This window comes from Streptomyces europaeiscabiei (assembly GCF_036346855.1).
Taxonomy (GTDB): Bacteria; Actinomycetota; Actinomycetes; order Streptomycetales; family Streptomycetaceae; genus Streptomyces; species Streptomyces europaeiscabiei.
In genome coordinates this window covers 138212-149804 of record NZ_CP107841.1, presented here as the reverse complement: position 1 = coordinate 149804, position 11593 = coordinate 138212, and the positions used below count along the sequence as shown (strand labels likewise).

Below are 11593 nucleotides of genomic sequence, written 5' to 3'. Positions count from 1 at the left end.
GTGGTTGTGGTGTTGTGGGGGTTGGTGGTTGTTGTGGTGTTAGTTGGTGGGTGTTGTTTCGTGTTGTTGTGTGGGTTGTTCTTTGAGGAGTCGGGTGGCTTCGTGGTAGACGGTTGCTCCGCGGGTGGTGGAGAGGTGGAGTGAGGCGATGGTGGAGGGTTGGGCGAGGCTGGGCAGGAGGTGGCGTAGGAGTTCGCTGGCGCGTGTCATGAGGTCTTGGTAGTCGCTGATGGCCTGGGACATGGATTGGATGCCGGCGAAGGAGCCGACGATCACGTCTGCGGTCCGGGCGGGTTCGACGTGGGGCAGGAGTTCGCCCTGGGTCTGGGCTTTTTCCAGGAGTTCCCGTACGAGGGAGCTCCAGCGCAGGAAGGGGCCGGTGCGGTCCAGGCCGGTGGCCATCTGGTCCATGGCCAGGCGCACGCTGGCGCGGACCATGGGGTCGGTCTGCAGCCGGTGGGAGTGCAGCATGACGACGTCTACGAGTTCCTGGAGTTTGCCGGGCCGGTGGGGGACGGTGAACTGGCTGTCCTGTGCGTCGAGGACGCCCAGTGCCAGTTCCTCTTTGGACCTGAAGTGGAAGTACAGGGCTCCTTTGGTCACTCCGGCTGTGGTGAGGATCTGGGAGATGGTCGCGGCCTGGTATCCGTGGTCCTCGAAGACTTTGGCTGCTGCCAGGAGAATGGTCCGGCGTGTGCGGATGGCTCGGTCCTGCTTGGCCATACGGCCTCCATGTGTCGTGCGGCTGGCACGCGTTCCAGCTCTTCAAAAAAACCGCCCAGTTTGTATATTACCGTGAGGTGGCCGGGGGTGGCCGGTCCGTTGCTGCCGGGTGGGGGCAGGTGGTGTCCGGGCCGGGCGGGTGGGGCCGCGCCGGTGGCCGTGGGAGGGGGCGGTCCCGTGGGGTGTGTCTGCGGGGGGCCGGAGGGGTGCGGTGTGCCGCTGACGGGCGGGAGGCCTGGGGTGGCCCGTGTCTCAGGGGGTGGGCGGTGCTGCGGTCACCGTGCACCGGAACACGCTCTGGCCGTCCTGGTGGCCGCTGACCAGTACGGACCTGCCGGGGCCGGGGCCGGGGCCGGGGGAGGTGGCGGGGGCGGGGTGTGCCTCGATGATGCAGGGTGTGTCGAGTTCGGCGTAGCGCTGGAAGCTGGCGGTGAGGGACTGGGGGACGAAGGGGCGGCCCAGGACGGTGGCCGTGGCCTGGCGGGCGGCCTCCATGAGCACCATGCCGGGCACGTGGTCGACCGGGTGGTCGAAGAGCACGGGGTGGCGGCTGTCGACCCTCAGCTGCCAGCGGTGTTTTTCGGTGAGGGGGGAGAGCACGACGTCCATGGGGGACATCCGTCCGACGCTCTGCGGTGCGACCGGGGCGGTGAGCAGGGGTCTGGCGCACTCGCCGGCGGGCGGGCGGTGGGCGCGCACGCGGCGGTAGACGGCCGGGGACATGCAGGAGAAGGAGGCGCCGGCGGTGGCGACGGGCCGGCCGTCGCGCCGGATCGCGGCCTCGTAGCGCAGGCCTGCCAGGCTGCGGCCGCGCCGCTTGATCTGCGGGCAGCTGATGTCCAGTTCCAGGGAGGCGGGCGCGCCGCCGACGAGGAGGTGTTCGGGGCGCACGTCGACGGCGAGGTCCCACATCAGGAAGTGGTGGCCGAGCGGGACACCGAATTCGGCATGTGCCAGGAGTGCGCCGGCCTGGCGGACGGTCTCGGCCGCGATGAGCGGGTCGTGGCAGCCTTCGAGGGGGGTGAAGAAGCTGTGCCCGCGGGGCCACTGGGCGCTCACCGTGAAGCGGGCCTGCCCGGTGCGTTCCCAGTCGGTGAGCATGACCTCGGCGACGCTGGCGCGGTGGACGAACTCCTTGGGGACCGTGGTGGTCAGGGACGGGTAGCGCATGACGCCGGTCCCGGCCGGTGCCGGGGTGTCCGAAGCGGTGGGCGAAGTGCTGGGTATCGCGCGTTCTGTGCGGAACGTGATCGCAGACATGTCTGATCCCCTTGAGCCGCCATGGCGTGCACTGATGAGTGGTGGTCCCTCGAGCAAGCAAGAAGATACATACCAACCGGTTTAATTTCTAGCGGTATCGCGCAGTCCGCCGGGGCGGGATGCGGAGCAGGCTGCTCCAGATCCGCCACCGGTCCTCGCTCCGCCCGGGGAGTGCTGTCCGACCTGCGGATATCACCCGGTTCCGGGCGGTGGGGCGTGCGTGCCTTCCGTGGGTGCAGGGAGGCTGTGCCCGCCGGTCCGCCCCGGGGCGGCAGGCCTCGAACGCCCTCGTGAGCGCGGTGCGGAGGGCGGGTGGTGGTGAGCGGGCGGGCCCCGGGGGGACGGCCTGCCCCCGCCCGCGGCGCCCGCCCGCCCGGCGTGCGGGAGCCGCGTGCGGGGGCGGCGGGGGAGGGGGCGGGGGAGGGCGGGAAGATCGCGGCATCCGGCGCCGCGCGGACGGCAGCCCGCGCGGCGCCGGATGCCGCCGGCGTGGCCGGGCGCCTCCCGGACCTCTTTCACCGGCCATACAGAGACCGCGTGTGCGGTTTGTTATGGTGGTGTTTCATGGGCCTGAGACGGGACCTCCCCGGCCTTCTTCCAGGAGGGGGCCTGGCATGGCAACGACGGACGCCCGGGATCCGGCGCAGCCGGATCCCCCCGGCCTGCACCCGCACGGGGGGTGCACCCACACACGCGGGGGTGCACCCACACGGGGGGGCATTCACACGCGGGGGTGCATCCATGCGCGGGGGTGCATTCACGTGCTCGGCGCGGCCACGTGTCCGGCGCACCCGGGTGTGCCGGCACGGACGTCCGCCGCCGGCCCGGTCCGGGCCGGGGGGCGGACGTGTGTGCCGTGTCTGTGCCGTGGCCCGTGGCGTTGTTGTTCCTGTCATCGGCCCGTGGCCGGGACCCGGTTGGGGTCCTCGCCGGCTCCCTCACCCTGCCGCGCACGCCGGTCGGTCCGCCTGCCGAGAACGAACAACCCTTCGCAATGACGGAGCACCTCGATGGTCAAACAGGAACGCGCGCTGCGCACGCGCGAGGCACTGATCAAGTCTGCCGCGGTCGTCTTCGACCGGGACGGTTTCAGCGTGGCCTCGCTCACCGTGATCAGCCGTCAGGCCGGTGTGAGCAACGGGGCGCTGCACTTCCACTTCGCCACCAAGGCCGCCCTGGCGGGCGCGGTCGAGGACGCGGCCGCGCACCGGCTCGGCCGGATCACCCTGCGGGAGGAAGAGGCGGCGGGCAGTGCCCTGCAGCTGCTGGTGGACGCCACTCACGACCTGGCGCGCGGGCTCCATGACGATGTGGTCCTGCGGACCGGGTTCGAGCTGAGCGGCGATCACGTCTACGTGGCGAAGCGGGATCTGAGGCACCAGTGGCGTCAGTGGGTCGAGAAAACGCTCCGGCGCGCCGACGCGGAAGGGGCCCTGCACGAGACGATGACGCCGGAGGACGCGGTGATCACCCTCGTGGCGGCGACCACGGGCCTGGAGGTGCTGGGGGCGCAGGATCCCGTATGGCTCTCGTGCCGGACCCTCACCCGGTTCTGGCAGCTGCTGCTGCCACGGCTCGCCTCCGCGTCGGCGCTCGGACGGCTCACCGCGGAAGGACACGGCGCCACGGCCGCGCGGGATCACTGAGGGCTGCCGCTTCCCGGAGTGCCGGCGGGCGGCTGGAGTGCATGCTGTGGCCTGTCCGGCGGAGGCGGGCCTGGCGGGGCGTGCGTGCGGCTGCGCGGATTGCTGAGGGCTGCCGTTTCCCGGAGTGCCGGCGGGCGGCTGGAGTGCATGCTGTGGCCTGTCCGGCGGAGGCGGGCCTGGCGGGGCGTGCGGTGTGCATGGGTGCGCGGATTGCTGAGGGCTGCCGTTTCCCGGAGTGCCGGCGGGCGGCTGGAGTGCATGCTGTGGCCTGTCCGGCGGAGGCGGGCCTGGCGGGGCGTGCGTGCGGCTGCGCGGATTGCTGAGGGCTGCCGTTTCCCGGAGTGCCGGCGGGCGTCTGGAGTGCATGCTGTGGCCTGTCCGGCGGAGGCGGGCCTGGCGGGGCGTGCGTGCGGTGCTCATGGCGCCGTGGGGTGCCCGGACGTCGGCGGCCCGGCGGGCCGTTGATCTGATGGGTCGCCGGGAAACCGGGGCGCGGCGCCCGGGACCGTCCCCGTCTCAGAAATGGTTCCGTCCACCGGGTCACCGGCCTCCGGGAAGGCCCCCTCGCACAGCACCCCGCCCCCGCCCGGCATCGCCCCGACCCCCGCTGTCGGAGCCGGCACCGCCCCCATCCCACCCCCCCTCGGCGTCGGTCCCCTGGGCCGCGCCTTCGGCCGCGGCTTCGGCCGGGCCCTGGCCGTGCCTTCGGCCGGGCCCTGGGATCTGCCCGCACTCTCGTCCTCGGCGTCGGTGGGACGTGGTTGGAGGCGGGTGGGGGTGGCGGTGTTGTGTGCGGTCCGGTTCACCGTTCTTCTGCGGCGGGTTCGGGGGCCGGGTGTCCTGGGGCCGGGCCGCCGGTGTGCGGTGGCCGGTGGTGCGTGCAGTGTGGCGCGGGGCTGAGGGTGGGGCTGAGGGCGGGGTTGTGGGTGGGGTTGTGGGTGGTGGGGGCCGGCAGGGTGCGCAGGACGAGGCCGTGGGCGGTGATCCGGCAGTCGTCGCCGACGGTGACCGGTCCCAGGACGGACGCGCCGGTGCCGATCATCACCCGGTCGCCGATGACCGGGTGACGGCGCCGGCCGGGGCCGCTGTCGTGCAGCCAGCCCCTGGAACCGAGCGTGACGCCGTGATACAGCGTCACGTCGTCACCGACGACGGCTGTTTCGCCGATGACGACGCCGAATCCGTGGTCGATGAACGCGCGCCGGCCGATACACGCTCCGGCGTGGATCTCCATGCCGGTCAGCAGGCGTGCCAGCCGGGTCAGGGCCGCGGCGCTGAAGCGGTGTCCGTGCCGGTGGAGGCGGTGTGCGAGGCGGTGCAGGGCCAGGCCCTGCCAGCCGGCGTGCAGCAGCGCCTGGCCCCGGCCCGGGCAGGACGGGTCGCGCTCGAGGACCGCCTGCAGGTCCTCCCTGATCAGCTCCAGCAGTGTGGGGGTGATCCGGGAGGCGGAGCGGCTCATCGGGCGGGCGCCGCGGCGCCCGCCGGGCCCAGCCGCCCGATCCGGTACATGGTGCGCTGGAACAGCTCGTCCGCGGTGAGGGTGGCGAACCGCTGCGGGCTGTCCTCGGTGCCCGGCAGCCGCAGCGGGGTGAGGGCGGTCCAGGGTGCGGGGTGGCAGAACTGCACGATGGACAGGCGGCCCTGGCGTGCACCGGGCGGGGCCACCACCCGGTGCACGGCGGCGCGCGCCAGCCCGCCGGTGAGCCGTTCCAGGACCATGCCCACGTTGACGACGGCATACCCCGGTGGTGCCTGGACGGCCAGCCACTCACCGTCGAGCTGCACCTGCAGGCCTGCCGCGCTGGCCCGGGGCAGTGTGGTGATCAGGTCGAAGTCCTGGTGCTGCGCCGCCCACACATGCTGCTGGGAGGGGGCCTGCTGCATCGGCGGGTACCAGGCGGCCCGGTTGACGGCGGGGCCGTCCTGCAGCATGTCGCTGAAGTAGTCGGGGTGGACGCCCAGCGCGCCGGCCAGGGCTTCCACCACCTCGTGCTGGAAGCGCAGCATGCGGGTGTGCAGTTCACGCAGTGCCGAGCCGATGCCGGGCACCAGGTGGTCGGGGAAGTAGGGGTCGGGGTAGCGGGCGGGGTAGCGCACGCGCAGCGGGTGCCCGGCGGGCAGCGCGGCCCCCCAGTGGAAGAGCTCCTTGAAGTCCGCCACCGGGCCTTTCTCGGCGTGTTCGGCCAGCGGCGGGGTGTAGCCGGACTGGCCGTTGCTGCCCGGCACCCGGCAGGTCCTCTTCTGCTCGGGCGTCAGGGCGAAGAAGGCGGACAGGAATCCGTACGCCTCGTCCAGCAGGGACTCCGCGACGGTGTTGCGGACGAGGAAGACCCCGTCGTGCAGTGCGCCGCGCAGGTGGAGGCGGCCCTGGGGCCGTCCCAGGTCGATTTCCTTGATCATGTCGGGTCCCCTTCACATCGGGACGGGGCCGGTTGCCGGTCTTTGCGGAATGCCAGCGCCAGGTAGGCCAGCCGGTGGCCCCGGTAGGAGAAGTCACGGTCGATCACCAGGCGGCCTTTCGGGGTGAGCCCGGCGCCGGTGTACAGGCCGGTGACGGCCTCTTCGGTCAGCCACCAGTTGAGCCGGCCGTCGTCCAGGGGCAGTTCGGTGACGGTGCCGTCGGGGCTGAGGAATACGCTGACGACGAGGACTCCGCCGGTGCGCAGCAGGCCGGCGCCGTGGGCGGCCCAGGCCTGCCAGTCGGCGCGCCGCTGGTGGTGCAGACAGCCGTTGTCCACCACGAGGTCCAACCGGGCGCCGGTGAAGTCCAGGAAGTCGCCCTGGCAGAAACGGACCAGGCCCCGGGCGGGCGGAGGTGCGTCCCAGACGTCCAGCAGGTCCAGGCCGGTGCTGTCGGCGTCCAGGTGTTCGGTCAGGGCCGTGATCTGCCGGCCGCGGCCGCAGCCGACGTCCAGGACCTTCGGGCGGCGGCCGGTGACGGCCGGTGCCTGTTCCGCGGCGAAGCGGGTGATCGCGTCGCTGGTGCCGGCGCCGGTCCAGGAGTCGCGCCGGCGGCGGTACCAGTGGCTGAAGGAGCCGGCGACGGTGCGGCGGTAGGCGGCGTAGCCGCGCGGTGTCTCAGTGGCCTGCGGCATGGTCCCATTCCTCCGTGGTTCCCCGGCCTGCGGCGACGGCCACGGCGTGCCCGCCGCGCAGGTCCTCGTCGATGACGCGGGACGCGCTGAGCCAGGCGCCCGCCGCGCTGCTGCAGACGGCGATCTGCTGGGTGCGGCGCAGCAGGCCCATGGCCTTGAGCGCCTGCGGGTAGGAGACGCCGGCGAAGGCGAAGCCGTCCTCGTAGGGGGCCAGCAGCGGCTGCCGCAGGCCGTGCCCCAGGCCCCCGGTGCCGCTCATACGGCGGGTGCCGTCCGGTGCGCGGCTGTCGCCGTAGGGGGCCTCGGCGGGGAACACGGCCAGGGCGCGGCAGCCCGGCCAGCGCCAACGCAACGCCTGTGCCGTGCCGACGAGAGTGCCGGCGGAACCCACCGAGGCCGCCAGCACGGCGGGCCGTATCCCTTCCCGGGCGAGCCGGGCGACGATCTCGGCGCCGGTCTGTTCGCGGTGCACGGCGACCGCTTCGGGCGCGCAGTGCTGCAGCAGCAGGTGGCGTTCCTCGCGTTCGGCGATGCGCGCCGCCTCGTCCATCGCTCCGAGGAATCCTGTGCCCCGGGGCGCGTGGGTGACCTGTGCGCCGTACCGGCGCAGGGCGCCCGTCAGGCGCTCGGGCGAGCCGTACGGCACGGCCAGGTGCACATCGAGGCCGAGCAGCGCGCACATCTCGGCCAGGGCCAGGGCCAGGGAGCCGCCGGAGTACTCGGCGAGGCGGACCGCGGGGGTGCCGGCCCGGGCAACAGCCGCGCACAGCAGCGCGTAGGCGGTACGGGCCTTGACGGTGCCGGTGAGGTTGGCGGCCTCCGCCTTCAGCCACACCGTGCCCCGCCCGCCCCGGCTGGGCACCGCCACCAGCGGCGTGGCGCCCAGGGCGGACCGGATCGAGGCCAGGCGGGGCAGCAGCAGGTGGGCCCGGCGCTCCAGCGGCGCGAACGGCGCTTCCAGCGCGGCGCGGTCGGGACACCGGGCCCGCAGCGCCCGCCCGATGTACCGGTAGCCCACCGGCACCCCCGCCACCGGCACCCCCGCCACGGGTGCGGCTGCCGGCGGTGGGGTGGTCACGGGTGCGGCTGCCGGCGGTGCGGCTGCCGGCGGTGCGGCGGTCATCGGTGGGGTGGTCACGGGTGCGGCTGCCGGCGGTGCGGCTGCCGGCGGTGGGGTGGTCACGGGTGCGGCTGCCGGCGGTGCGGCTGCCGGCGGTGCGGCGGTCATCGGTGGGGTGGTCACGGGTGCGGCTGCCGGCGGTGCGGCTGTCATCGGTGGGGTGGTCACCGGTGCGGCTGCCGGCGGTGGGGTGGTCGTCGGTGCGCTCATGACGGGCGCTCGCTGCTGGCCAGCCGGAACCCCACCGGGTACAGGGGCCCGGGGAAGGGGCCGTGCCGGCGGCGGGTGCGGGTGAGGTCGCCGAACCGGGCGAAGCCGCCGCCGCGGGCGATGCGGTAGCTGCCCATCGACTCCACCAGGTGATCGGCCACCGCCTCGCCGCCGGGGTAGGGCGCGTAGTCGTCGGCGGTGAACTCCTCCACGTTGCCTCCCATGTCCAGGGCGCCGCACGCGGCGGCCCCGGCCGGGAACGCGCCGACGGGCGTGGTGGTGTGCACCCCCGTCTCGCGGGTGTTGCAGGCATCCGGATCGAAGCCGCCCTGCCACGGGTAGGGGCGGTTGTCGGGGCCCTTGGCCGCGTACTCCCATTCCGCCTCGGTGGGCAGCCGCCACGGGTGGCCGGTGCGCTTGGACAGCCACCGCGCGTACGCGTCGGCGTGCTCGGCGCGGATCCCGGCGACGGGATGGTTGGAGCGGTCCCAGGGATAGGCGCCCAGATACCAGGTGGTGGGACGCTCGGTGAGGCCGGTGTCGGCCAGGAACGCACGCCACTCGCCGTTGGTCACCGGGTAGCGGGCGATGAAGAAATCACTGATCCGCACGGTGTGTTCGGGGCTCTCCTTGGCGATCCACGACTCCTGCACACCGCGGTGCGCCCAGTACCGGGTGACGTATTCGACCTCCTCGGCCGGCAGCCCGATACGGACTGCTGCGGCCGCCACGGGGCACACCGCCGGGACGGGGGTGATGCGCGGGTCGCCCAGCAGGGCCAGCATGCCCCCGGCGGCCAGCCGTTCGGCCAGCGCCAGCGACGGGTCCTCCACCGCCCTCGCCAGCCCCGGCCGGTCGGCCAGGACGGGTAGGGCGCCGGGCGAGGGATGGACCAGGGCGGGGTCGGCGAGGTCCGCCTGCTCGGCGAAGTGCGCGCAGGAGGCGACGTCCTTGAGGTTCATGCGCTCGCCTCCTCGAGCAGCGCCAGGGTGTGGCCGCTGCCGGCCTTGGCGGCCAGATAGGCGGCGTTGTCGGGGGTGAGATGAACGGTGGTGGCCACGACCGCGTCCACAGCGATGCCCAGGGCGCGCAACTGGGCGACCTTGTCGGGGTTGTTGGTCAGCAGCCGGATACGGGTCAGGCCCAGCGCCCGCAGCATCGCGGCGGCGGCCCGGTAGTCCCGCTCGTCCTCGCCGCGTCCGATGAGACGGTTGGCGCGGAAGGTGTCGATGTCCTGGTCCTGCAGGACATAGGTGTCGAGCTTGTTGTACAGGCCGATGCCGCGGCCTTCCTGGCGCAGGTAGAGCACGACGCCGCCGGTGTCGGCCAGGGCGGCCAGCGCCTCGTCGAGCTGCGGTCCGCAGTCGCAGCGCGCCGAGCCGAACACGTCACCGGTCAGGCACTCGCTGTGCAGCCGCACCAGCGGCACGGACTGCGGTGCGTAGGGCACGACGCAGGCGATGTGCTCCGCGGCGTCGGGCAGCTGGTGGAAGGTGACCAGTTCCGCCCGGCGGCCCCGCGCACGGTCCAGGGTGATGGGGACCCGGGCGCGGACCCGGGCGGCAGCGGGCAGTGTGACGAGGGTGTTCATGCGGCCCTGCTTTCCACCGTGCGGCCCACCGGTGCGGCCGCGGTCGGTCGGGTCGGGGAGGTCAGCAACTCGCCCAGGTGCAGCGAGCGCTCGACGACGGGCAGGCCGGCGCTGTCGACGCCGACGAGGAGGACGCGGCCGTCCCAGCCCGCGACGGCGACGGTGTCGTCGTCGAGGCGGAGCATGCACGACACACCCTGGGCGAAGTGGTCCACCACACGGCCAGAGGCCAGGGTGGCCGCCGCCTCGTCGAAGTCGACCTGCCAGGCGTACAGGCCGAAGTCGTAGGAACCCGCGAGCACCACGGGCCGCTCGGCGCTGCCCATGAGGGCCACGCACTTGACGGACTCGTCGGGGCCCAGCAGGGTCTGCACGCACTGCGCACGCCAGGTGCCGTCGGGCAGGCGGGCGATCCGGCCGGCCTTGACGGTGTGGTCGCGCGAAGCGCTCGCGGCGACCCCGGCGCCCAGCACGGCGACCGCGTTGACGAGGTTGCCGTGCTCCCACAGCCTGCTGCGCCCGTGCACCCCGCCGGCCTCGACGGTGCGGTCGGTGGCCGCCGACAGGAAACCGCCGGGGACGGCGGCCAGCGACTTCACCGACCCGCCGTGGGCCTCGACCCGCTCCACCACGCCGAGCGTGTCCGGGGCGATGAGGAGGAACTCCCCGTTGTAGGTGCCGGCGACGAGGTGGCCGTCGTGGACGGCAAGGGAAGGCACGGGAGCACCGAGCTGCGCGCTGGAGGTGACGGCACGGCCGTCGTGGCGCAGGACGTGCCCGCAGTAGGTGCCGGCGAAGAGCACCCCGTCATGGACGGCGAGGGACAGCACCGGACTGAGACCGAAGTCGACCAGGCGGACGGGGCCGCAATCGGTGCCCCCGGCCTCGAGGGCGACGGCGACGACGAGACCGGAGTCGGTGCCGATCAGCAGGTCGCCGCCCAGCCGGGCCAGCGCGTTGGGCCCGTGCGTGGCCCCGGCCGGAGCAAAGACCTCCGCGCCCGTCGCGAAATCGTACAGATGCGGGCCGTTCCAGAAACTGCCGGCCGCCACCACACCCCGGGCGGCGCTGACCGAGCGCGGCCACACCCGCCGGTCCTCGATGCGGTGCAGACGCCTGCCGGCCACGTCGAAGCAGTGCAGAGCCCCGTCGTAGGCGCCCACCACGAAGGAGGAGTCGTCCTCGGACCAGGCCACCGAGCGCGCCGCGGACGTGGACACCGCGACGGTGCGGACCACCTCCAGGCCGGCGGTGAGCAGGTCGACGGCGCCGTCGTCGCGGGCCACCGCCAGCAGCCGGCCCGAGTGGGACCACGCACAGCCCTCGATGGAGGAGCCGTAGCGGCGGGTGACGGGCGCGCCGCGGCCGTCCGGATCACTGACGGCGACCAGACCGTCCTCGCCGACCGTGGCAACAAGTCCCTGCGCGCTGACCGACACCATCATGCAGTGCGCCTCGTGCGAGCCGACCTCACACAGGAACGCCCCGTCGGCGGCCGACCACAACGTGGCGCGCCCGTCCTCGGACACACAGATCAGCCGCTTGCCGTCCGGCAGCCAGGCCACCGAGTTGATGTCGTCGGTGTGCCGGGCCAGGACGGTCTGCAGCACCGCCCCGCCCTCCTCGCCCACCCGCCACACGGCCACCGTCTTGTCCGCGGACGCGGTGGCCAGCACCTCGCCGTCGACCGGGTTCCAGGCACAGGCGTTGACCAGACGGCGGTGGCGCAGCCGTGCCAGCACAGCGGGACGGGACGGGTCGCCGGTGTCCCAGACGATGACCGTGCCGTCGTACGAACAGCTGGCCAGCCGCTGTCCGTCAGGCCTGAAGCCCACATGGGTGAGCGGAGCACCATGGCCCGGTCCGCAGGCCGGAAGATCAATGGGTCGCACGCCTCTCGTCCTTTTCCTCGTGTTCTCGAATATGGGATCTTGAATTTCTTCCGTAT

Annotated in this window: 10 protein-coding genes; 1 reads left to right on the top strand and 9 read right to left on the bottom strand. The window is 73.3% G+C overall.

Annotation, left to right across the window (positions count from 1 at the left end; all coding sequences use genetic code 11):
- Positions 1 to 39: 39 nt before the first annotated feature.
- Together OG858_RS00660 and OG858_RS00655 are read right to left on the bottom strand one after the other, a co-directional pair.
- The gene (locus OG858_RS00660; protein ID WP_086754258.1) at positions 40 to 723 is read right to left on the bottom strand and encodes a ScbR family autoregulator-binding transcription factor; all 684 of its coding nucleotides are present in this window, start codon (positions 721 to 723) and stop codon (positions 40 to 42) included.
- A gap of 252 nt (positions 724 to 975) precedes the next feature.
- Entirely contained in the window at positions 976 to 1983 is a 1008-nt protein-coding gene (locus tag OG858_RS00655) for a ScbA/BarX family gamma-butyrolactone biosynthesis protein (protein ID WP_328543760.1), read from the bottom strand.
- Between the two features lie 1010 nt (positions 1984 to 2993).
- Between OG858_RS00655 and OG858_RS00650 the strand changes: the two genes are divergently transcribed.
- Entirely contained in the window at positions 2994 to 3629 is a 636-nt protein-coding gene (locus OG858_RS00650; protein ID WP_319068623.1) for a ScbR family autoregulator-binding transcription factor, read from the top strand.
- 802 nt (positions 3630 to 4431) lie between these two features.
- On the opposite strand, the gene epsC is transcribed toward OG858_RS00650, so the two are convergent.
- From epsC to OG858_RS00615, 7 genes are all read right to left on the bottom strand, one after another.
- On the bottom strand, positions 4432 to 5088 hold the full coding sequence (gene epsC / locus OG858_RS00645) for a serine O-acetyltransferase EpsC (protein ID WP_319268876.1): 657 nt from the start codon (positions 5086 to 5088) through the stop codon (positions 4432 to 4434).
- On the bottom strand, positions 5085 to 6029 hold the full coding sequence (locus OG858_RS00640) for an isopenicillin N synthase family dioxygenase (RefSeq protein WP_319268873.1): 945 nt from the start codon (positions 6027 to 6029) through the stop codon (positions 5085 to 5087). Before OG858_RS00640 ends, epsC begins: the two co-directional genes overlap by 4 nt.
- A complete protein-coding gene (locus tag OG858_RS00635; protein WP_327723099.1) occupies positions 6026 to 6724 on the bottom strand; it encodes a class I SAM-dependent methyltransferase in 699 nt (232 codons plus the stop codon). Before OG858_RS00635 ends, OG858_RS00640 begins: the two co-directional genes overlap by 4 nt.
- Positions 6708 to 7847 (bottom strand): pyridoxal-phosphate dependent enzyme, encoded by a 1140-nt coding sequence (locus tag OG858_RS00630; RefSeq protein WP_327742891.1) that lies wholly within the window; start codon positions 7845 to 7847, stop codon positions 6708 to 6710. Before OG858_RS00630 ends, OG858_RS00635 begins: the two co-directional genes overlap by 17 nt.
- A 203-nt stretch (positions 7848 to 8050) precedes the next feature.
- Positions 8051 to 9016, bottom strand: a complete 966-nt coding sequence (locus OG858_RS00625) for a formylglycine-generating enzyme family protein (RefSeq protein ID WP_319268869.1) — start codon at positions 9014 to 9016, stop codon at positions 8051 to 8053.
- On the bottom strand, positions 9013 to 9645 hold the full coding sequence (ribA, locus tag OG858_RS00620) for a GTP cyclohydrolase II RibA (RefSeq protein ID WP_086751981.1): 633 nt from the start codon (positions 9643 to 9645) through the stop codon (positions 9013 to 9015). Before ribA ends, OG858_RS00625 begins: the two co-directional genes overlap by 4 nt.
- Entirely contained in the window at positions 9642 to 11537 is a 1896-nt protein-coding gene (locus OG858_RS00615; protein ID WP_328543759.1) for a WD40 repeat domain-containing protein, read from the bottom strand. The genes ribA and OG858_RS00615 overlap by 4 nt, the downstream gene beginning before the upstream one ends.
- Between the last annotated feature and the right edge of the window lie 56 nt (positions 11538 to 11593).